This is a genomic window from Marinobacter maritimus, from assembly GCF_007671675.1.
Lineage (GTDB): Bacteria > Pseudomonadota > Gammaproteobacteria > Pseudomonadales > Oleiphilaceae > Marinobacter > Marinobacter maritimus.
This window is the reverse complement of record NZ_VCGW01000001.1, coordinates 618,745-641,399: the sequence shown is the minus strand read 5'-3', so window position 1 is coordinate 641,399 and position 22,655 is coordinate 618,745. Positions and strand designations below refer to the sequence as shown.

At 53.4% G+C, this 22,655-nt stretch carries 19 protein-coding genes; 6 read left to right on the top strand and 13 right to left on the bottom strand.

What is annotated here, in order from left to right:
- Window positions 1-6 precede the first annotated feature (6 nt).
- From FFI90_RS02935 to FFI90_RS02905, 7 genes are all read right to left on the bottom strand, one after another.
- Window positions 7-1,092 carry an amino acid ABC transporter permease gene (locus FFI90_RS02935; RefSeq protein WP_144776373.1) on the bottom strand — a complete coding sequence of 362 codons (1,086 nt, stop codon included), beginning with the start codon at window positions 1,090-1,092 and terminating at the stop codon, window positions 7-9.
- A complete protein-coding gene (locus FFI90_RS02930; RefSeq protein ID WP_144776371.1) occupies window positions 1,092-2,279 on the bottom strand; it encodes an amino acid ABC transporter permease in 1,188 nt (395 codons plus the stop codon). Before FFI90_RS02930 ends, FFI90_RS02935 begins: the two co-directional genes overlap by 1 nt.
- Window positions 2,280-2,367: 88 nt before the next feature.
- Window positions 2,368-3,393 carry an amino acid ABC transporter substrate-binding protein gene (locus tag FFI90_RS02925; RefSeq protein WP_144776369.1) on the bottom strand — a complete coding sequence of 342 codons (1,026 nt, stop codon included), beginning with the start codon at window positions 3,391-3,393 and terminating at the stop codon, window positions 2,368-2,370.
- Between the two features lie 154 nt (window positions 3,394-3,547).
- Complete coding sequence (locus tag FFI90_RS02920) at window positions 3,548-4,435, bottom strand: hypothetical protein (protein WP_144776367.1); 888 nt, start codon at window positions 4,433-4,435, stop codon at window positions 3,548-3,550.
- Window positions 4,436-4,736: 301 nt separating this feature from the next.
- Window positions 4,737-6,362 (bottom strand): AMP-binding protein, encoded by a 1,626-nt coding sequence (locus FFI90_RS02915; protein WP_144776365.1) that lies wholly within the window; start codon window positions 6,360-6,362, stop codon window positions 4,737-4,739.
- 44 nt (window positions 6,363-6,406) lie between these two features.
- Entirely contained in the window at window positions 6,407-7,813 is a 1,407-nt protein-coding gene (locus FFI90_RS02910; RefSeq protein ID WP_144776363.1) for a hypothetical protein, read from the bottom strand.
- Between the two features lie 209 nt (window positions 7,814-8,022).
- The gene (locus FFI90_RS02905; RefSeq protein WP_144776361.1) at window positions 8,023-10,347 is read right to left on the bottom strand and encodes a molybdopterin-dependent oxidoreductase; all 2,325 of its coding nucleotides are present in this window, start codon (window positions 10,345-10,347) and stop codon (window positions 8,023-8,025) included.
- A 378-nt stretch (window positions 10,348-10,725) separates the two neighbouring features.
- On the opposite strand from FFI90_RS02905, the gene FFI90_RS02900 reads away from it, so the two are divergent.
- A complete protein-coding gene (locus FFI90_RS02900) occupies window positions 10,726-11,169 on the top strand; it encodes an acyl-CoA thioesterase (RefSeq protein ID WP_144776359.1) in 444 nt (147 codons plus the stop codon).
- A gap of 67 nt (window positions 11,170-11,236) precedes the next feature.
- On the opposite strand, the gene FFI90_RS02895 is transcribed toward FFI90_RS02900, so the two are convergent.
- From FFI90_RS02895 to FFI90_RS02880, 4 genes are all read right to left on the bottom strand, one after another.
- Entirely contained in the window at window positions 11,237-11,875 is a 639-nt protein-coding gene (locus tag FFI90_RS02895; protein WP_144776357.1) for a response regulator transcription factor, read from the bottom strand.
- A 6-nt stretch (window positions 11,876-11,881) separates the two neighbouring features.
- Window positions 11,882-13,402: a PAS domain-containing sensor histidine kinase gene (locus FFI90_RS02890; RefSeq protein WP_186317899.1), complete on the bottom strand. Its 1,521-nt coding sequence runs from the start codon at window positions 13,400-13,402 to the stop codon at window positions 11,882-11,884.
- A 96-nt stretch (window positions 13,403-13,498) separates the two neighbouring features.
- Complete coding sequence (locus tag FFI90_RS02885) at window positions 13,499-14,044, bottom strand: isochorismatase family protein (protein ID WP_144776355.1); 546 nt, start codon at window positions 14,042-14,044, stop codon at window positions 13,499-13,501.
- Window positions 14,045-14,058: 14 nt separating this feature from the next.
- Window positions 14,059-14,490, bottom strand: coding sequence for a MaoC family dehydratase (locus FFI90_RS02880; RefSeq protein ID WP_144776353.1), 432 nt, complete (start codon window positions 14,488-14,490; stop codon window positions 14,059-14,061).
- A gap of 150 nt (window positions 14,491-14,640) precedes the next feature.
- On the opposite strand from FFI90_RS02880, the gene FFI90_RS02875 reads away from it, so the two are divergent.
- The 4 genes from FFI90_RS02875 to FFI90_RS02860 are packed head-to-tail and all read left to right on the top strand — an operon-like array spanning window position 14,641 to window position 20,015.
- Window positions 14,641-16,008, top strand: coding sequence for a malonyl-CoA decarboxylase (locus FFI90_RS02875; RefSeq protein WP_144776351.1), 1,368 nt, complete (start codon window positions 14,641-14,643; stop codon window positions 16,006-16,008).
- Window positions 16,009-16,036: 28 nt separating this feature from the next.
- Window positions 16,037-16,780 (top strand): acetoacetyl-CoA reductase, encoded by a 744-nt coding sequence (gene phbB / locus FFI90_RS02870; RefSeq protein ID WP_144776349.1) that lies wholly within the window; start codon window positions 16,037-16,039, stop codon window positions 16,778-16,780.
- Between the two features lie 11 nt (window positions 16,781-16,791).
- On the top strand, window positions 16,792-18,570 hold the full coding sequence (locus FFI90_RS02865) for an acyl-CoA dehydrogenase family protein (protein ID WP_144776347.1): 1,779 nt from the start codon (window positions 16,792-16,794) through the stop codon (window positions 18,568-18,570).
- A 23-nt stretch (window positions 18,571-18,593) separates the two neighbouring features.
- Window positions 18,594-20,015 (top strand): NAD-dependent succinate-semialdehyde dehydrogenase, encoded by a 1,422-nt coding sequence (locus FFI90_RS02860; protein WP_144776345.1) that lies wholly within the window; start codon window positions 18,594-18,596, stop codon window positions 20,013-20,015.
- A gap of 95 nt (window positions 20,016-20,110) precedes the next feature.
- Here the strand turns inward: FFI90_RS02860 and FFI90_RS02855 are convergent, their stop codons facing one another.
- Window positions 20,111-20,881, bottom strand: coding sequence for a ferredoxin--NADP reductase (locus tag FFI90_RS02855; RefSeq protein ID WP_144776343.1), 771 nt, complete (start codon window positions 20,879-20,881; stop codon window positions 20,111-20,113).
- Window positions 20,882-21,025: 144 nt separating this feature from the next.
- Between FFI90_RS02855 and FFI90_RS02850 the strand changes: the two genes are divergently transcribed.
- Window positions 21,026-21,910, top strand: a complete 885-nt coding sequence (locus tag FFI90_RS02850; RefSeq protein WP_144776340.1) for a LysR substrate-binding domain-containing protein — start codon at window positions 21,026-21,028, stop codon at window positions 21,908-21,910.
- Between the two features lie 3 nt (window positions 21,911-21,913).
- Here the strand turns inward: FFI90_RS02850 and FFI90_RS02845 are convergent, their stop codons facing one another.
- Window positions 21,914-22,540 carry a MiaE family protein gene (locus FFI90_RS02845; RefSeq protein WP_144776338.1) on the bottom strand — a complete coding sequence of 209 codons (627 nt, stop codon included), beginning with the start codon at window positions 22,538-22,540 and terminating at the stop codon, window positions 21,914-21,916.
- Window positions 22,541-22,655: the final 115 nt, after the last annotated feature.

The following is a 22,655-nucleotide window of genomic DNA, read 5'->3' as shown; positions in this document are numbered from 1 at the left end:
TTACCATCAGGTTTTGTGGCCGGTATCGAGTTTGCGTTCGAGGTTCTGGCTGTAGCGGGAAATCCCGAAACAGAACACCCAGAAACAGAAGGCCACGAAGACATAGCCCTCTATCGCGACGTTTTGCCAGGCCGGGTCTGCAATCGTTGACTGAACCGCGCCGAGAATATCGAACAGGCCAATAATCAGCACCAGGGTGGTGTCCTTGAACAGCGATATGAAGGTATTCACGATCCCGGGAATAACCAGCTTCAATGCCTGGGGCAGAATAACCAACCCCATCTTGCGCCAATAGCCAAGGCCCAAGGCGCCAGCCGCCTCATACTGCCCTCTAGGGATAGCCTGAAGCCCGCCCCTTATTACCTCTGCCATGTAAGCCGACTGCCATAAAGTAATGCCGATCAATGCCCGTACGAGCTTCTCGAAGCTTATCCCCTCCGGAAGAAACAATGGCAGCATTACTGAGGCCATGAACAACACCGTAATCAGCGGTACGGCCCGCCAGACTTCGATGAACACCACGCAGAGGCCGCGAATAATAGGCATGTCCGATCGGCGCCCGATGGCAAGCAGAATCCCGATAGGCAGGGAGGCCAGGATTCCGATATAGGCCAGGATGAGTGTGAGCATGAGGCCGCCCCACTTTGAGCTTTCCACCTCTTCCAGCCCCAGAATGCCTCCCGGGATCAGCACGTAGCCGATTATCGGCAAGCCGGTCATACCGAAAATTCCTAGCCATTTACGACCGGGGAACCCCTCTATAAATTGAGGCACGAACGCGAGAGCCAACAGTGCAAACATGATATCGACCCGCCATTGGAGCTCGTCGGGGTAGAAACCATAGATAAAGAAATTCAGGCGTTGATTTACAAACAGCCAGCAAGCGCCCTCCCCCACACAATCCCCCGGGCCGGAGCCCTGGAAGGTGGCGTCCAGAAACACCCAACTCACCAAAGGCCCAACACTGGTGACCAGCAGGTAGCCAACTACCAGGGTCAGCAAGGTGTTGTACCAGCTGGAAAACAGGTGCGTACGCATCCACTTGACCGGCCCAAGGTTCTTTTTGGGTGGTTTAATCGTCGATTCAGTCATCATCGCTCCTTGATCTCCGCAGCTCGGTTATACACGTTCATGAGCAGTGAAATCAGTAGACTGATCGTCAGGTATACACCCATCGTAATGGCAACAACCTCCACCGCCTGGCCCGTCTGATTCAGGGTGGTGCCCATAAATACAGAAACCAGATCCGGGTAACCGATAGCTGTCGCCAGTGAGGAATTTTTGACGAGGTTCAGGTACTGGCTGGTGAGCGGAGGAATAATTACCCGCATCGCCTGGGGGATAACAATCAGCCTCAGAGTCAGGCCATTTGGCAGGCCAAGGGCCTTGGATGCCTCTGTTTGCCCCTTGCTAACCGCCAGAATGCCCGAGCGAACGATTTCCGCAATAAAGCTCGCTGTGTAAAGCGAGAGCGCAACCCACAGGGCGGCCAACTCAGGGATCAGCGAAATGCCCCCTCCAAAATTGAACCCTTTCAATGCAGGCAAGTCCCATTCCAGAGGTTGGCCCGCCATAAGGAACGCGACGAGCGGTAAAAGGACCAAAACCGCGATGCTCACCTTGACTGTCGGAAAGATCTGGCCGCTCGCTTTCTGACGTTTTTTGGCCCAGTTCCGCAGACCGAAAACCGCCGCAATGGCCACCAGAACTGCTCCCCAAACCAACCCAAAGCCGTCCTGGGTTACCGGCCCGGGCAAATACAGTCCCCGGTTATTCAGGAAGAATGCACCGCCAATCTCCACACTCTGTCGTGGCGCTGGCAGGCTGGCGAGCACAGCGAAGTACCAAAAAAATATTTGCAGCAAAAGCGGGATATTGCGAATGACTTCGATATAGACCAGCGCGATTTTCGCCACCAGCCAGTTACTCGACAGGCGTGCAACGCCAACCAGGAACCCAATGATGGTCGCAGCAACGACACCCATGGCCGACACCAAGAGAGTATTGGTCAAACCCACCCAGAATGTGCGTCCGTAAGACATGGTTGCGTCAAAAGGCACCAGGTGCATGATGATGCCGAAGCCCGCAGTCTCATCAAGGAATCCGAAACCGGTGCTGATGCCACGGCTTTCCATATTCGAGAGAGTATTGTCAATCAGAACCCAGCCCGCCCAGAACACGACAGCCAGTGTAATAACCTGGAAAAACAGCGCTCGGACGCGGGGGTCGTACCAGGGTTTAGGCCTGGCGGATTTGGAATCAATCGATTGTTTTTTCATGCCTTGTCCTGAAAAGCTTCCCTGCATTAAACAGCTTCAGAGTAAACACCGGGACCCATTTGGGCGCCCCGGCATAGCTTTTCAGATATCAGCGTACTGGCGGCGCGTAGAGGATACCGCCGTTTGTCCAGAGGGCGTTGATCCCTCGCTCTAGACCAAGCGCCGTATCAGGTCCCACGTTGCGGTCGTACATTTCGCCGTAGTTGCCAACCTGCTTCACAATGGCAAGACCGAAATCATCCGGCAGCCCCAGCTTAGCGCCCATGTCGCCATCCGTTCCCAACAAGCGCTGGACGTTCGGGTTATCCGACTTCAGCATCTCGCCTGCGTTATCCATGGTAATTCCCAGTTCCTCAGCGTTGATCTGGGCAAACAACACCCATTTGACGATGTTGAACCACTGATCATCACCTTGACGAACAACAGGGCCGAGGGGCTCCTTTGAAATCGTATTGGGCAGAATCTTCGCGGAGCTGGGATCGGCAAGCTTGGAGCGCAAAGCCGCGAGCTGGGAACGATCGGACGTCAGCACATCACAGCGACCCGCAGCAAAACCCTGGACAGTCTGCTCAGATGTATCAAACACGATCGGCTTGAATTCCATGCCCTTGGCCCGGAAATAATCCGCGAGGTTCAGTTCGGACGTCGTGCCTGACTGGATGCACACGGTGGCGCCGTCGAGCTGCTCTGCATCGTCTACGCCAATGTCATTGTTAACCAGAAACCCTTGCCCGTCGTAATAATTTACGCCAGCGAAGTTAAGCCCAAGGGAAACATCGCGTGTGAGCGTCCAGGTCGTGTTTCTGGACAGAACGTCAATTTCGCCTGACTGCAGCGCGGTAAAACGCTCCTTGGCGGTCAGGGGTGTAAACTCAACCGCTTTGGCGTCTCCGAAGACAGCTGCGGCTACTGCCCGACAGGTGTCCACATCAATACCCGTCCAGCTGCCTTTTTCATCTGGCTGCGAGAACCCGGGGAGACCACTGGTCACACCACACTGCAGGTGGCCTTTTGCTTTCACGCTTTCCAGAGTTGTGGCCGCGTGAACGCTTGTGGTCGAGAGTGCACCCGCAACAAACGCGATGCCAATGGCTGCCGATATCATTCTTTTCATTGTTGTTTCTCCGAACGATTTTTAGTTGTTTACCTGAAACCATGAGCCCACGCCAAAATTTTGTATGTATTGCAACGCAACACACCACAGATAAAGCAGCACAGTTACATGTCACTACAAGATAGACAAGGTTCAGAAAAACAACTAATTTTCATCAGCTATTTTTTACGGAACTGAATTCACCAGCCGGTTGCTTATAAGTTTCCAGGCGCTTGAGCCAACCTTTCAGCCAACGGTTTTTTTCGATCGGATTCACGGCATTTTCGGCCCTTCTGGTGAGGACCCTTGCGGCCGCATCCCGGAACCGGTCCAAAGCGGACACCTCGGGGTTTTGCTCCATGGCCAGAAGTACTTGCCGGAGTCCCCAGCCCTCCCCGTTATAGCGTTCTGAATCTGAAAGGCCCTCCCCCTTGAAATTTACGTAGTCTAACAAGGCGTAAACTCCTCCAGGAGAAGAACCCAGGGCCTGAAGATCGGTTTTCATTTGTGCCCTGCGATTTTCCGGTACAGATTCGACAATCTCGGCAAGTGAGGATTGCGCGCGTCGAACAATAAACTCCGCCTGAATTCCCTGGGTCCCCGCTAAAAACTCGCGAAGCTCGGCGACTCTGACAGAATTTTCAACCGTCTCGAAAGCTGACTTGTCTGGCCAAGGAGAATCAAATGGCTCCAGCTCCCTTAACCACAGGGGGATATTCATCTGACGCTGCTTCATGTATTCAATCAGCGCAGGAAAGCTTTCTGTAAATCGTTCGTTTACGCCTTCCGGATACCAGATAAAATGGCCAATGCCCAGAGACGGGAACGCTTCACCATCGTTCCAGTGGACAAGACACTGAAACTGTCCCGCACATTCGTTCTGAAATATTTTCTGGCCAACCCAATCCAGCTGCGCAGGTTTCAGAACAAGGGAAATATCACTGGCAGTTTTTTTCTGTGCGCTGGAGGTCTCGCCCGAACTGCCGGAATCGCTTCCGGAATAACACCCTGAAAACAACCAGATACTCGCCAGTAAAGCCAGCAGAAATATTTTGTTAACCAATGCATCACCTCATCAAAAACGTCGATTGTGGTTACTCATGGCGACGAGCGCCGGCAAGGTAAAATCTTCATGAGATATAGCCATCAAGCCGATCAAGCCTTCATAAACACATCATGAGATATCATTGCCTACTTATGATCAACAACATTCCGCTCGTCAATGTGCGTAACCCACCTATCATGATCTCCGGAAGTGTCCGGGTTCCGATCTCTCTTCCCATATATAATTTATACTGGCGCTACGAAAAACCCCCGGCACTGGCCAGGGGAATGTCGTCATAGCACTAAAACCAGCGCACGTTTTATAAGGTCAGTTGATTCCTCAACATATGCTTTTGCAATTTTCCGGTCGATGTCTTCGGTAAATCATCCACAAAAAGGATTTTTCTGGGTACCTTGAAGCCCGCAAGGTTTGCTCTGCAATGCGCCACAATATCGGCTTCCGTCAGGCCATCATTGCCGGGTTTAAGCGTAATGAATGCACAGGGAACTTCGCCCCAGTGATCATCAGGCGCTGCCACGACAGCGGTTTCCAGTACCGCAGGATGATCGTAGAGTGTACTTTCAACTTCGAGGGTCGAAATGTTCTCTCCACCGGAAATGATGATGTCTTTAGAGCGGTCTTTTATTTCCACATAACCATCGCTATGCCACACGCCCAAGTCGCCGGTACGGAACCATCCACCACTAAACGCTTTAGCGGTTTCTTCCGGGTTATTGAGGTACCCCTTCATCACAGAGTTACCACGGACAAACAGCTCACCAATCGTCATGCCGTTTTTAGGTACGGGCTCAGACGTTACAGGGTCGGCCACCATCATGTCCGTCATGGACAATGAAAGGATTCCCTGACGAGCCATCTTGGCGGCTTTGTTTTTGGCATCCATGGACGTCCATTCGTCCTGGAATTCACAAATCAGGCTTGGACCATAGGTTTCCGTCAAACCGTATAGGTGAACCACCTCAACACCCATAGCTTCCATCGCTTCAATCGTGGCAGCTGGGGGCGCCGCACCACCAGTTGCCGCCGTAACATGCTGGCTGAATGGCTTCTTATGCTCATCAGGCGCATTAATCATCATGTTCATCACAACCGGTGCGGCACAGAAGTGCGTCACGCCATACTCTGCCAGGGCTTCATAGATATCCCTCGGTTGTGGCGAGCGCAGGCACACATGCGTCCCCGCCACAGCCGTGACCGCCCAGGGGTAGCACCAGCCGTTGCAATGGAACATCGGTAACGTCCACAGATAAACTGCCCCTGATGGCAGGCCGAAGCCAATAATGTTACTCATGGCATTCAGATTGGCACCGCGGTGGTGGTACACAACGCCTTTAGGGTTGCCAGTTGTACCTGATGTGTAATTCAGGGCAATGGCCTGCCACTCATCGTCTGGCATATCCCATTGAAAGTCGTCATCGCCGGTTGCCAACAAAGTGTCATACGTCATCTTGCCAATCAGCTCACCGCCGTCGAAGTTGGGATCATCAACGTCAATGACAATCGGCCTGGCGTCACAACCGATAAGGGCAGCACGGGAACGGTCGCTGTATTCTTTATCGGTAAAAAATACCTTGGCTCTACCGTGATTAAGCATGAACGTCATGGTGTTTGAATCAAGCCGGGTGTTCTGAGCATTCAAGACGGCGCCGATCATCGGAACCGCAAAATGCAACTCCAGCATTTCAGGGATGTTCGGCAACAGCGCTGCAACCGTGTCCCCTTTACGAACACCGAGTTTTCGCAGAGCGGATGCCATTTTCAGACAGCGCTCATAGGTTTCAGCCCAATTGCGACGGATGCTACCGTGGATAACCGCTGTGCGCGTTGGGTGCGCCAGGGCTGTCCGCTGAATAAAGGTGATTGGTGTCAAAGGCGTATAGTTCGCCTCTACCTTATCGAGCCCAAGCTCAAACATATTTTCCATTGGGTTTAACCTCTTGTTGTTCTCTCAGACAAGCTCTGCCGGCGTTAACTTCGCTCAGCTACTGCTTCAGAGTCAGCCGCTGGCTCATCATCGTTATGGTGCGTTGCCACATAGGCTTCTGCAAACCAGTTCTTCTCCAGGAAGAGCCACAGGACCAAGCCAATACCAAGCCCCCAAGCCGCTCCTTTAACCGCGAGAACAGAGCCAACAATGACTGCAACACCGCGCTCAAGGTTGGTCTGGCGATCCAGCATTTCGATAGCCAAATAGCCACACAAGTAACCCTGAATCAACAAAGTCAATGCCATTCCGATATTGAGGCCGGGCTTGAACAGGGTAACCACGGGCACCAACACGATTGCGATGGTCATCCCCCAGTAAATACTGGTTGCACCACCCCAGTAGCTGTCCATGACAGAGCGCGGGTTGTTCATATATCGGTTGATGACCAAAGCCTGGCCACCCGTCCATGCGGGCCCGGATAAACTGATAAATGGTGCAAACAGGCCATGAAGTGTATTGCGAATACCCACAATGATGCTGTTACGACGCGGGCTAAAAACCAGCTTCTCGTCCTTACGTGCACTGTCGGCATTTTTGAACAGCGAATCCATAACCAGAATATCGCCAAAAGCAATAATGTAGGCTGCCAGAGCCAGCGGGATAGCATCAATGAAGTATTGCAGTGGTGGCATACCCAGCCCGATCACACTGTATTCCTGGATGATGGTGCCCAACGGAATGGAAGTGAACCCCCACTCAATGACCGGCATCTCAACCTCACCAATAAGCAGGCCAAACACATAAGCGATCAGGAACGGCACGGCGATGCCGTACTGAGCCACAAAGCGGAAGAAACCGTAGCGCGCTCGCAACGGGCCCGCCGTTTCAGAAAACAGCATGAAGAAGCCGAGAACCGCTCCGGTCAGAATGGTGACCGGCATGGTCCAAACACGGCCGTCGGCAGCGAACTCACCCATCACCGCAGAAATACCTGCGCCGATAAGAATGCCCGCCTTGAGTGACATAGGCATCTTGCGCACCAAAGCGTCGGCACCTTTGAAGACCCCCAACCCCAAGAAAATCACAGCAACGGTTAACTGCAATGCGATGAGCGCCAGTATTCGGGCTTCCCTCTCGGGGTAGCCCATCAAAAACGCGATATACAGGGGAATACCTGCGGTGATCCAGCCGGCAACGGTTGGGTCACCAAAGTGCGTGTGCACCAGGTAAAGCATGTTGTTCAGTAGTACAAATGCAACCGCAATCTCGAACGGAATCCCCAGCACAGAAGTCATAAGCGCCGTGATGCTCAAAGGGACAACGCACAGAATTGCACCCTGTAAAATATCCGGGATTTCTACTTTATAGTGCACGAAGGGTACGCGTAAATTTAACGCCCCCAACGCCGACGGCTGCTCTCCGCCTGTTGGTCTTTTTTTCAAGGACATTGTTCTTATTCTCCATCCAACTGAATTTAAAAATATGAAGGGAAGAATTACCCCCAGCCCAATACTAGGTCTTAGAAGTTACTTAATCAATGGTTTTTACTTGGTTTTATGAGTAGTTGTACTTGATTTACTTTTAAGTGCTATCAGCATAGCGCTCATATCGCTTTACCGCGGCTTACGTCGCGGAGACGCAGGACATAAATCGCCCCTTAGCCTTCATTGCTGATTACAGGGGGCGAGAAGGCGTCCGAAGCGATAATCTCTCCACTGTAACGTTCAATTTCGACGAGACATGACAACGCACTTGGCCCTTGAGCCAGGCGTGATGTTCCTTCGTCCCGAGTCAGAACATTCGGGTTACCGTGCCGGCAGGACACACCTGAAACACCTGGTGGGGGCGGGTCAAACCAAGCGCCCGTGCTCAACTGCAATACTCCAGGCCGCACTTCGTCGCTCACCACAGCTGAACACAGACAGGCACCTCGTCCGTTAAAAAGGCGAACCAGACTGTTGTCTTTGATGTTCCGGGCCTTCGCGTCCTCTGGATGAATAACCACCGGCTCCCGCCCGTTGATCTTCGATTTTCGGCTATGGGATCCATGGTCCAACTGGGAGTGCAGCTTGTTTTTCGGCTGATTGGAAATCAGGTGCATGGGGTATCCAGGGTTTTCCTGCCCCAGCCATTCCTTAGGGTCATTCCAGAACGGAAAGCCCGGACATTCTTCATAGCCAAAGCCCGCGACCGTCTCAGAGAAAATCTCTATTTTCCCGCTGGGCGTTCGAAGAGCATTGCCTGCAGGGTCCTCGCGGAAGGCTTTCATCAGAATCTGGGGTTCTTTCGGCATCGAGTTTTCGAACCAGCCCTTTGCCTTGAAGTCCTCAAAGTTTGGCAGGTCAATGCCGCTATCACCGGCCTTTTCCCGGGTTTCGTCGTAAAATACTTTAAGCCACTGGTTTTCATCACGACCCTCAGTGAACGCTTCCCGTGCACCAAGTTCCTCCGCCAACTTGCTGAAAATCTCATAGTCGGACAGGCTCTGACCCGCCGGCTCGGCAGCTTTTTGCATGTAGATGAGGAAGGGATCCCGGCTGGATGAAGCGATATCGTTACGCTCCAAAAAGGTCGCCGCGGGCAGCACAATGTCAGCGTGTTTAGCCTGAGCATTCCAGCACCACTCATGAACAATCACCGTATCCGGTTTCTGCCAGGCCGCCCTCATACGAACGAGATCCTGATGGTGATGAAAAGGGTTTCCCCCCGCCCAATAAACCAACTTGATATCAGGGTAGGTTCCGGTCATTCCGTTGTATTCGAATTGCTTACCGGAGTTCAGCAGCAGATCAGTAATCCTGGCAACGGGAATGAAACTTTTTACCGGGTTCTTGCCCTGAGGCAGAGCGGCCCCGGGAATGCCCTGATAGTTGGCACCAATAGCGTTCATGGCACTGTATCCAAACCCTATACCACCGCCAGGTAAACCCAGCTGCCCCAGCATCGACGCAACCGCAATGGCAGCCCAGTAGGGTTGCTCGCCATTATCCTGACGAGTCAGAGACCAGCTCACGGAAATCATCGTGCGCTGGCGAGCCATATTCCGCGCCAGATTACGAATGCGGGCAGCAGCCATGCCTGTTTTTCTCTCGGCCCAGGCGCAGTCTTTCACGACGCCATCAGTCTCGCCCAAAAAATACTGCCGAAAACGCTCGTAGCCCACCGTATAGGTCGAAAGAAACTCTGCATCTGCGAGTTTTTCGTCGTGAAGGGTGTGGGCGATGCCAAGCAGAAGCGCTACATCACTGCCCGGGTAAATCGCGAGCCAGTCTGCATCCATCTCTTCCAGCACATCGGAGCGCAGGGGGCTAACGTTAACAACCTGCATGCCATTAGCAGCGGCCTCCAGCATGCCCTGCCTCTGCACATGGCGGCCAACACCACCATTAGTAACCTGGCCGTTCCTGACCGGCGCCCCGCCAAAGGCCACGAACAGGCCTGTATTTTCTTTAATAACGTCCCAGCTGGTTGCGCCGTTCACCATGGAATAAAAGTCGCCGAGCACGTAAGGCAAAGTGACTTCCGCCGCCGCATAGCTGTAGGTGTTCAGTGAATAGGTGTAACCGCCAATCGAGTTGAGGAATCTTTTCAACTGACTCTGGGCGTGGTGAAAACGCCCGGCACTGGACCAGCCATAAGAGCCGCCATAAATGGCCTGATTACCGTAACAGCCGCGCACACGATTTAACTCGTCCACCACCAACTTGATCACTCTGGGCCAGGAAACCTCAACAAACTCTTCGGTTCCCCGACCGCCCTCCGCATGTCCCGGCCCGTTTTCCAGCCATCCGCGGCGAACCATAGGTTTTTTGATACGCGTTGGCCCGTCAAGTACGTCAACGATACCTTGACCAATCGGGGACGGATCTTCATCCCTCTCAAATCGCTCTAGCTCGGTAACACGTCCGTTCTTGGTATGAACCCGATAGGTTCCCCAGTGGCTGCTGGTAAGCGTCGCTCTTGACGCGTGCTCAGATGTCATAGGTTGAGCCTCTTACTTTTGTTATTTGAAAAAAACAGCATAGACCAAAATCGAGTACTATTACTTGGTTTTTTAAAACTTAATCAATTATTTTTACTCATGTAAAGAGGGAATCCACCTAACCAAAGCCACGAGCAACGATATTACACCGTTACCTGAACTGAACTGCGAAGTGCAAAAGGGAAAGAAAGGGGCTCTAACGACCTGTGCGGCCAGGGGAAAACCGCAGTTTCTAAAGCATCACAGAAAGAACTCTCTGGATCAGCCTGAGTTGGTATCAGGCCAGGTCAGGCAGGATCGTTCGGAACGGGAATTTGACATACTCACTGCCTTGAGCAATGCTCCTGTCCCGTTAGCCAATCAAAGAGGTGATTAGAAATGGCAGAGGGCGCCACCAAAGACTGGACTCTGGAACAGTTTCCGATTCGTACCTATGACAAATTGCGCTACGCGGACACAGATCGACAGGGTCATGTGAACAATGCGGTATTTTCAACGTTTCTTGAAACGGGCCGGGTTGAACTGATATACGACTCGGAAGCCCCACTTGCCTCTTCCGACACATCCTTCGTAATCGTCAACATCAACCTTCAGCTGCGCGCGGAAATTCACTGGCCGGGGACTGTCGATATTGGATCAGCTGTCACACGCGTTGGTAACAGCTCCATACAGCTACATCAAGGCATCTTTCAAAATGGGGTGTGTTGTGCAACCGCTGAATCAGTGATTGTTTGCATTGACAATAACACCCAGAAGCCAACGACGTTAGCAGACGCTGCCCGGCGCAACCTCTCTCGCCTCGAAACGGCCAACAAGCGGTAAGTTACGGCCTTGCACCATTCGTCAGATTAAAGGGCGACCCGGCTGTACCCCCCTTAAGCAGCTGGACTTATGGCTTCGCAATGCCCTGTACCAATCCCAGCGCTATGGCCACCTGCACCAGCTCTGCAAACGAATCCACTTTCATTTTTGCGGTCATGTGCGCCCGGTGCCCTTCAACCGTTTTCCTGTTGATACCAAGCTCATCGGCGGCTTCCTGATTCGAGAGCCCCTTAACGATCAGCTCCAGGACCTGACGTTCTCTTCGCGTCAAGCTGTCGTAGCGATCCCGAATACGAGACTGTGAACGACGCTGAACAAATCTAGCCCGGTCTTTCTCCAGGGCATCATGGACGTGGTCAATCAGTAACTGGTCGTCAAACGGCTTTTCGATAAACGTTATGGCGCCTTGAGTCAGGGCTGTCACGGCCATATCCACATTACCGTGGGCCGAAATCATGATCACCGGCAGCTCAATATTGTAGTCTGACAGTTTTTTCTGCGCGTTAATCCCGCTGAGCCCCGGCATCCTCACGTCCATCACGATGCAGCCGCTGGAGCCCGTATCGAAACCCTCGAAAAACGCCAATGCATTCTCGTAGGTTTGAACATTCAGGCCGACAGACTCAAGCAGCCACTTCAAGGAGTCTCTTACGTCCGTGTCGTCATCAATGACAAAAACTGTCTGTGCATCGTTTTGAGAGGTCATGAGTGATCAGTCAGTCGTATTTAGAGTAAATGAAAAGCGAGCCCCGCCTGCAGGGATGTTTTCTGCCCAGAGCTCACCTCCAAGATTCTCTACCAATGAACGACTGATGGCCAGCCCCATTCCAAGCCCGGTGTCCTTGGTTGAAAAAAAACGATCGAAAAGACGAGACATATCCGCTTCCGAAATACCCTGCCCCTGATCTTCCACCTCAACTTGCAGTTGACTGCTTCCGTATGACTCGACACGAATGTCCACGGTAGTAACATCTTCATCTTCTGATGAGGCGCTCGCCTCTATGGCGTTCACAATAAGATTCAACAACACCTGCTCCAACTGAATCTTATCTCCTCTGACCGGGGGCAAGTCGGAGGGCGGCTCAAACGCTATGCGCACATTGTTCCGCTCCGCCATGCTCTCGCAGAAATCGACCATCTCACGGATCAATTCCGGTAAATTGAGGCTGGTGATCACCGGCTCCTGCTTTCGGGTGAAGTCCATCATCCGGTGGATTATCCCACCTGCCCTCAAAGCCGTTCGGATACTACGACTAATGGGCAGTTCGACATCGCTCCAGGAGAGCATGGCTTTATCCGCAAAACGCCGCTCAATACCCCTGAGGTAGTTCACCATTGCGGCTAAGGGCTGATTCAACTCATGGGCCAGGCTAGACGCCAATTCGCCCATCGTGACCAGACGACTGGCGTGATCAATATCGGCTTGATACTGCTTGAGCTGTTCTTCTGCGACTTTTTTCTCTGTGAGGTCATGGGCTACCAGCGAGTAGTATTCAATACCCCCCTGCAAGGATCGGTGAGCCAGTAGTTCAAGCATGACCGGTATGCGAACGGCATTGAGACTTCGCATGGCCAGCTCTCCACGCCAACTCCCCGTCTCCCCCGCTGCGGGGAAGCCCTCATCCATCAATTTTCTGAAACCTTTTTCCGTCACAAACCAGGAAAGGGGGGATGCGCTGTAATCTGTACGTTCCAGCTCAAGAGCAGTTCGAGCAGCTTCGTTCAGATGAGAAACGGTAAAGTCCAGGTTCGCGAAGATAACCAGATCCTGGGTGCTTTCCAGTACTCGTGCCAGCCGGCGGTTTGCCTTATCCGCCTTGATCCTGTGAGAAGCATCCCGAGAAACTACGAGGATCTCCCGAATACCGTTGGTTTTCGGGTCACGAATGGTCCGGCTGGTACTTTCCAGCCAGGTGTAATGACCATCCTTGCAGCGAAAGCGGTATGTATGGGTATACAGACCTCGATCATAATTCACCGTCGGCGCCCGCAACCGAAAATCTTCTACATCATCGGGATGATAAAGATCATAGGCGGAAATACCGACAACCTCTTCAACGGTATAACCCAACAGGTGCGTCACCGCAGGGGATACATAGATAAATCGCCAGTCTTCCGGTGTATGCCGGGAGATCATGTCGGTGGATTGTTCTGCCATTTCCGCCAGCAGGCGGTTGCGTTCGGCGTCGTCGGTCAGGGCCGTAAGCCCTTCTTCCGGAGTGCGGTTTTTCATGAGTATGAGATTCTCGGAACTCGGGTTGCCTGGTCGAACCCTATTCTGACGGTCTCCGGGGCCCTTGACCATAAGGTACCGGGGCCCCGCGACTTACTAGCGCAGAAACTCTTTGCTGAAGGCCTTGAATTGAGCCGCATCAGAACGTCGCAGCCATTCAAACCCGACCATTTCTTTCGTGACAATTCTGGCCCCGGCCTGTTCCATCCGGCGTAGCGCTACTTCAGTGTCGTAAGAGTTGCGTGCAGAAATGGCATCCGCTGCCACAAAAACCTCCAACCCTCTCTCCAGCAGCCTGATCGTCGATTGCATCACGCAAGCTTGAGATTCCATACCACACAGGACAACCTGTTTGCGGCCGTGTGCCTGAAATGCTTTATCAAAACCCGGGTCGTCTATGCACGCAAAGAAGGTTTTGCCGTAAATATTGGCCGGCCCCACCAGTTCGCGTAAACCCTCTTCCGTATGGCCCAGACCATCCGGGTACTGCTCAGACCCCATCACCGGCACGTTCATCAGGCCGGCCAGGCGAACCAGCCAGTCGCAGTTGTTCACCAGCTTCTCGTTTTCGTGCACACCGCCCAACAATCGGGCCTGCACATCAATCACGGCAAGGATGCAATTCTCTCGATCCATCAACATATCAGTCTCCAAACTTATGCCGGGCGGCGGTCAACCATGTTGGTGGCCACGCCTTCCGCAACAACCGTATCACCCACTTTACAGATGGTTTCGAGTTTTACTCGGCGGCGTTCCTGGCTGATCTCAATGACCTTGGCAGATGCAACAACTGTGTCACCGATATGAACCGGCGCTTTGAACTTGATCTGCTGGTCAATGTAGATCGCACCTGGGCCAGGCAACCGTGTACCCAAAACCGCAGAAATCAGCGCTGCACTGAACATGCCGTGAACGATCCGCTCTTTAAACGGCGTTGTTTTCGCATACTCGGCATTAATGTGTACCGGATTGTCATCGCCACTGATGCCAGCAAACAAAACAACATCCGCATCTGTGATCGTCTTGGCGTAGAACGCCTCCATCCCGACTTCCAGATCTTCCAGGTAGTAACCATGTAGTTCTTGCATTGTATTTTCCTTTTGTTGATCCATACAGCCGCTACACTACTGGTTTATATCCGTCGAACCAAGTACTTTTACTTGGTTTTTTCAAATTGCTCTGGTAGCCTGCTCTCATCAACAAAGACAACACCGCTTTGTACATAGGGAGTCGCGGTCATGCAGAGGCAACCCGTAAGCATTTTTGAAAGAGCCTTTAAGAAGCTGGTCTCAGGTGGACTGGAATCCGTAGGCCGTCGTGGTTCAGACATATTGAACATTGCGGAAGACCTCCCGGAGCCTGATGTCGCTATCGTCAAAGAATGGATAGACGACTGTCTCGCCGAGAATGGTGGCCAGGTAGAAGCCCGCAAGCGAGCGGCCCTCCTTGGGCGCGCCTATCTAAAGCTATCCGTTACCGGAAGAACCCGTTTTTTGGGGCTGCTGGCCGAATACTATGGCGTTCACGAAGGCACGGTAGAAAGCGCTATCGACAAATGGCATAACGCTAAGGCCAACGAGAAAACCGAAGCCGCTCAGGCTTTACGCAAAGCGCTGATACCCAGCCGGACCGCCCTGTTAAAGCAATTCAACGGAGTACCTTCTGGCGTAAAATTCCTGGTTGATATGCGGGAGGAACTGCTCAGGCTCTGCAAAGAATATCCGGAACTGAAACCTCTGGAAACCGACCTCCGGGACCTTTTGGCTACCTGGTTTGATGTTGGCTTACTGCAACTGGAAGAAATAAGCTGGAACTCCAGTGGTGCCATGCTTGAAAAGCTGATTGCCTATGAAGCCGTGCACGCCATCAAGAGTTGGAGTGATCTGAAGAACCGACTCGATTTCGATCGCCGCTGTTTCGCCTTCATTCATCCGAACATGCCCGACGAGCCTCTGATCTTCGTTGAAGTGGCTCTGGTGAACGGCCTGGCCGATAACGTCCAGAAACTTCTGGACGAACATGCTCCCACTCAAGATATCGACAAAGCTGACACGGCAATTTTCTATTCGATATCGAACGCTCAGAAGGGCCTGGCCGGCATCAGTTTTGGCAACTTTCTGATCAAGCAGGTGGTCAGCAAACTGCAAGGCGAATTCCCCCAGCTTAAACAGTTCGCCACACTTTCGCCGGTTCCTGGCTTCCGCCGCTGGCTGGAGAAAACCCCGGCGAACGAACTTGTCCTGTTGCCCGGTGGAGAGCAATGGCTCAGCACACCCCCTCCGCGCAACCCGGTGCAGGCCATTCAGGAAGACAAAACCGGCGCGCAGCAAGACGCCATCATGAAGCTCGCTACCACCTACTTATGTTCCTCCAAATCAGGTACGTCCCGTGCGAACGATCCGGTAGGGCACTTCCATCTGAGCAACGGTGCCCAGGTCGCCCGACTTAACTGGATGGCTGACACCTCTGAAAAGGGGCTCAAACAATCCGCAGGGCTAATGGTTAACTACCTGTACGAGCTTCCGAAAATTGTTCAAAGAAGTAACCAGTACACCTCACAGGGAATCATTTCCCAGTCTTCCAATATCAAGAAACTCTTGAAGTAAACAACCCGCAAATAGAAAGGAGAAGACCATGACGAATCGCATCGCAGTTGTGACCGGAGCAACCGGTGGTCTGGGTACCGCCATGTGTAAGGCGCTGGCCGCTCAGGGCCGTAAAGTAGTAGGCACCCACCTGCCAGGTGAAGAAGCGCAAGCCAACGACTGGCAAGCCAGCCTGCAGCAAGAAGGCATTGAAGCAGCCGTTTACCCGCTGGACGTAACCAACTTTGACGGCTGCAAAGCCTTTGTTGCTGCCGTTGAAGACGATCTGGGCCCTATCGACATTCTCGTTAACAACGCCGGCATTACCAACGACGCACCGCTGAAGAGAATGCAGCCAGAACAATGGAACCAGGTTATCAACGTCAATCTGACATCCATGTTCAACATGTGCCAGCAAGTGTTCGAAAACATGTGCGAGCGCGGTTTTGGCCGTATCGTGAACATTTCGTCCCTGAACGGCGAGAAAGGTCAGTTTGGCCAGTGCAACTATGCGGCGACGAAAGCCGGTATCTATGGTTTCACCAAATCCATTGCTCAGGAAGGTGCCCGTAAAGGCGTAACCGCCAACTCGGTGTCCCCTGGATACATCGACACCCCAATGGTTCGTCAGGTACCTGAAAAAGTACTGGACAACATTGTTGCGGGTATCCCGGTTGGCCACCTTGGCAAGCCTGAAGACATCGCCAGAGCCGTAGCTTACCTGACAGCTGATGAAGCCAGCTTCGTGACCGGCACTAACATGTCGGTTAACGGCGGCCAATACATGGCCTAAGGGAGCAAACCATGACAGGGTTCAGAGCACCCACCCGTGAGATGGCGTTTACCCTGCAGCAGGTTGCCGGATTTTCAGACATGGCGAATGCCTGTGGCTACGAAGATGCCTCCGAAGACGTCGTTGCAGCCATTCTTGAAGAAGCCGCACGCTTTGCCGGTTCCGTCATCGCCCCAACCAACGTCATCGGTGATCAAACCGGTGTGCGTCTGGGTACCGACCACGAGGTGGTCACCCCGGCAGGCTTCAGAGAGGCTTACCAGCAATACGCTGAGAGCGGTTGGGCCAGTTTGCAGTTTGACCCCGAGTTCGGTGGTCAGGGTCTGCCTTTCTCGCTGGCCATCCCGGTTCAGGAAATGTGGCATGCCGCCAACATGGCCTGGGGGCTCTGTCCTTTGTTGTCTCAAGGCGCCGTAGAGGCACTTTCCGAGAACGCCAGCGAGATGCTGAAAGAGCAGTTGCTGCCGAAAATGATTTCCGGGCAGTGGACCGGAACCATGAACCTGACCGAACCACAGTCCGGTTCCGATTTGTCAGGCATTCGCACCCAAGCCCGTCCGGATGGCGACGCCTACCGGATAAAAGGTCAAAAGATTTTCATCACCTGGGGTGAGCACGACATGGCGGAGAACATCATCCATCTTGTACTCGCTCGCGTGCCCGATGCTCCTCCCGGCGTCAAAGGCATATCGCTGTTTGCTGTACCCAAGTATTTGCCGAAAGGTTCCGGAGAACCCGGGGAAAGAAATGACTGCCAAGCGGTCTCGCTGGAACACAAGCTCGGCATCCACGCCAGCCCCACCTGCGTCATGAGTTTTGGCGATAATGAAGGCGCCATCGGTTATCTGGTGGGCGAAGAGAATCGCGGCCTGGCCTGCATGTTCACCATGATGAACAACGCACGGCTGACCGTTGGCCTGCAAGGTGTGTCCATTTCTGAGCGCGCTTATCAACAGGCACGGGACTACACCTTCGAGCGAATTCAAGGCACTGCTCCCGGCGAACAGGGTGTTTCCCCAATCATCAGGCACCCGGACGTGCGCCGCATGCTGATGATCATGAAAACCTTGACCGAGGCAGCCCGCGGGCTCGCCTATACCGGCTGTGTGGCCGTTGATTACGCCAAAGCGGATAACCTTCCAGACGACATCAAGAACCGCTACAAGCGCAGAGCCGACCTGCTGACACCGCTGGTTAAAGGCTGGTGCACAGAAATCGCACAGGAAGTCACTTCTCTGGGCATTCAATGTTACGGCGGCATGGGCTTTATTGAAGAAACAGGCGCTGCACAGCACTATCGTGACGCCCGCATTCTACCTATATACGAAGGCACCAATGGCATTCAGGCCCTTGACTTGATCGGCCGGAAAACCGTTCGTGACAGGGGCCAGGCGATGGCCGAGCTGATTGATGATATGCGGCCGCTCACTGGGCCACTACAAAGCAGTTCGGTGCTCACAGCTGAGCGCCAGGCCAGATTTGACCAAGCGGTAGCCTTCCTTGAAGATGCCACCAGAATGATCCTGGAGCGCGGCGATGACGACCAGTTTACTGGCGCTGTAGCCTTCGACTATCTGATGCTGAGCTCTACCGTGGCTGCAGGCTGGCTGATGCTGAAAGCCGCTACTGCAGCCGCGAACGCGCAGGCTGACCAGAACTCATTCGCAGCCAACAAACTGGCCACCACAAACTTTTTCATCGATCACATCCTGCCGCGCTGCTCTGCGCACCTGAGCGCGATGCGATCCGGAGACGACGCCATTATGGCGCTGTCGGAAACAGAGTTTTAACAACAACCAAGAGGTATCGCCTCATGTATATTAACGGACAATGGTTAACCGGGCGCGCTGAGCTCCCGGTAACCAACCCTGCCACAGGTGAAATCATCGGGCAGGTGCCCGACTGTACAGACCAGGATATTGAGGCGGCCATTACGGCCGCCGATTGTGCTTTTAAAGAATGGAAAAAAACCACCGCGTACCACCGCTCCCAATTGCTCTACCGGGCTTGGGAACTGATGATCCGGCAAAAGCGTGAACTGGCTGAACAGATGACCCGCGAACAGGGCAAACCCCTGAAAGCGTCCCTCAATGAAGTTCAATACGGCGCAGATTTCCTGCTGTGGTTTGCCGAAGAAGCCAAACGCGTATACGGGCAAAGTATTCCTTCCGCCCGTGAAAACCAGCGTTTTATGGTGCAGAAGTCACCTGTTGGCGTGGTCGGTGCGATTACGCCCTGGAACTACCCGATTTCCATGATTACCCGCAAGCTCGCACCCGCACTGGCGGCAGGCTGCACGGTGATCCTGAAACCGGCTGAAAGCACACCCCTATGCGCAAAAGCCATGATAGAGATCTTCGCCGAAGCAGGCTTTCCGGCTGGCGTGGTTAACATGCTGACCGTGCAGGATCCTTCCCGGGTGGGCGATGCTTTTTGTACCGACCCGCGAGTTCACAAGCTGACCTTCACAGGCTCTACCCCTGTCGGCAAGAAACTTAACGGCCTGGCCGCAGCCAACATGAAGCGTGTCTCTATGGAACTCGGTGGCCATGCACCTGCCATTGTCTTCCCTGATGCTGATCCGGTGCATGCTGCCAAAGGCCTGTCCCTGGTCAAGTTCTTGAATACTGGCCAGGCCTGTATTAGCCCTAACCGTATTTTCGTGCACGAAGATCACCTTGAACCGTTCATTAACGAACTCACCAGCCGCGCCAGTCGCCTGGTGGCCGGCAACGGCATGGCCGAAGGCGTGGGCATTGGCCCGCTAATCAATGAACAGGCCATCCTGAAGGTTGATCGTCAGGTTAAAGACGCAGTAGCCAAGGGCGCGAAAGTAGAGACCGGTGGCCACCGATTAATGGAAAACGGACTCTCAGAGGGTTACTTCTATGCCCCTACTGTGCTCTCCGGAGTAACGCCTGAGATGAAAATCTACCGGGAAGAAACCTTTGGCCCGGTCGCTCCAGTCATCAGCTATCGCTCAGAAGACGATGTCATCGCCATGGCCAACGACACCGAGTATGGCTTGGCGGCTTACATCTACAGCAACGACATGACGACGGCCATGCGGGCGTTTGAAGCTCTGGATTTCGGCATTATTGGTATTAACGATATCAACCCGACCAGCGCCGCAGCACCTTTTGGTGGTATGAAGAACAGCGGCCTTGGCCGTGAGGGCGCTCAGGAAGGTATAGAGGAATACCTCGAAACCAAACTGGGTGGACTCGCCATCTGACCGGCGGGCTTGAAGTGATCATTATTGATGACACTCAGGTGTGAGGGGGCGACCCACCGCCCCCTCACACTATCAGACCAAGCGCTCCGTGCGTCCTAGCTCTCCACGAAAGCCCTTTCAATCACATAATGCCCCATCTCCCCACCACGAGCTTCCCTGAAGCCCATTTCGTTCAGTATGGAACAGGTGTCCTTGAGCATGCTGGGGCTACCACAAATCATAAAGCGGTCGTTTTCGAGATCAAAGTCCTGCAAACCCAGATCCTGGGTTATCTTGCCGCTTTCCATAGCTGCCGTCAGCCTGCCTTCATTGCGGAATGGCTCCCGGGTCACGGTGGGATAGTACTCAAGCTTGCCCTTGACCATTTCACCGAAGAACTCGTTTTCCGGCAGCTCTTCAATCTCGTGCTGGTAAGCCAGCTCTGAGACGTAACGCACCCCGTGAGTCAGGATGACTTTATCAAAGGCGTCGTATACGTCGGGATCCTTGATGATACTCATAAAAGGCGCAAGGCCGGTTCCCGTGCTGATCAACCAGAGGTTCTTCCCTGGCAGGAGGTTGTCCAGAATCAGCGTTCCGGTTGGTTTGCGGCTGACAAGGATCTCGTCCCCGACCTGGATTTTCTGCAGACGTGATGTGAGCGGACCGTTTTGCACCTTGATTGAGAAGAACTCGAGTTCCTCTTCGTAATTGGCGCTGGCGATACTGTAAGCACGCATCAATGGCTTACCCTCAGTTTCCAGGCCAATCATCACAAAGTGGCCATTCTTGAACCGGAACCCCGGGTCGCGGCTGGTTTTAAAACTGAACAGCGTATCGTTCCAATGATGTACGCTGGTGACCGTTTCTTTTATCAGGTTGCTCATTTAAACCTCTTGGCTGCCCGGTTAACGAACGGCGGCGAATGTTGCAAATTTGAATTGCCTAAAGTCTAACTCATCACTAACCTATCGATGAAATGGGATATTCCCATAACCTTATTCGGTTACATCGATTTAGAGCGTTTTGTTATGAAATACAGCTTCAGACAACTCGAAGTGTTTCTGGCGGCCGCGCATTTTCAGAACATTACCCGCGCCGCGGAATCGCTTGCTATGTCGCAGTCTGCCGCCAGCAGCGCCCTCAAAGAGCTGGAAAACCAGTTTGATATCCAGTTGTTTGACCGGGTTGGCAAGCGCCTGCAACTGAATGAACTCGGGCGCCTCTACCGGCCCAAGGTGGAAGCCGTTCTCGCTCAGGCAACGGAGCTCGAACAAGCCTTCAGCAAACATTCCGAAGTCGGCGCTCTGAAAGTCGGAGCCACCCTGACCATAGGTAACTATCTGGCCGTTGGTGTTATGGCCCAATACATGAATACCACTACCCGGCCCCGGGTATCCCTGGAAGTGGCCAATACCAGCACCATCGCGCGCCGGGTAAAGGATTTCGAACTCGATATTGGCCTGATCGAAGGTGAGCTACAATCCTCAGAGCTTGAGGTTCTGCCATGGCGCGGAGACCAGCTGGTGTTGTTCTGTTCACCTACTCATCCATTGGCCGCCAAGAAAAACATTTCAGATACGGATCTACGGAACGCCACCTGGATCATGAGAGAGCAGGGCTCGGGAACCCGACAGACGTTCGAACGCGGCATGCACGGCCTGCTTCCGGACTTGAACGTACTGCTGGAGCTGGAGCATACCGAAGCAATCAAACGGGCCGTGGAAGCTAACCTTGGCATAGGCTGCCTGTCAGAAGTCGTTCTTGCGGACGCCTTCAAACGTGGCAGCCTGGTACCTCTGAAAACGCCGGGGAGCCGTAATTTCGCACGGCAGTTCTATTTTATTCTGCACAAACAGAAATACCGGAGTGCAGGTATCGACGCGTGGATCGGCCTTTGCCGCGCGCTCGAGTGACGCTCAGCCAACAGGCCCGCTGTGAAACCGGAACTCCTCATCGGGCTCCAGAATCAGCTGTTTTTCGATCGCCAGAAACTCAGCCACCCTTGCGTCGACCGACCCAACATTGGCCTGTTCCGCCAGGTTGAGGTAATCACGGTAATGACGCGCCTCGGATTTGAGCAAGCTGTTGTAAAACTCCGCCAGTTCCGCATCCAGAAACGGAGCCAGCGCAGCGAACCGCTCACATGAGCGAGCTTCAATGATGGCTCCCACAACCATAACGTCCACCAGGCGACCCGGATCATCGGTGCGCACGCTGGCCCGCAGGCCTGCGGCATAGCGCGACGGGGTCAAATGGCAATAAGACACACCGCGCTTGTCGATAATAGCGAGTACCTGCTCGAAATGGCGCAGCTCTTCCCGGGCCAGGCGAGACATCTTGTTAAGCAGGTTAGAGTTACCCACGTAACGGTACATCAGACTGAGCGCCGTAGACGCTGCTTTCTTCTCGCAGTGGGCGTGATCTATCAGCATCAGATCCTGATTGGCCAGTGCGTTATCAATCCACTGCTGCGGCGTAGCGCAAGGCAGAAAGTCATGAATCTCTTGCAAAGCCAGAACCGTGGAGTCGGTTTTGTTGTTCATGGTGAGTAACTGTGTCTATCAAATGGGTGCGCGATTATAGCGCAGCTAACAGACTTCTCCGACCTCTGTCCAACTTAACTTTATAAGGGGTTTCCTGTAGAATGCTGCGCCAACT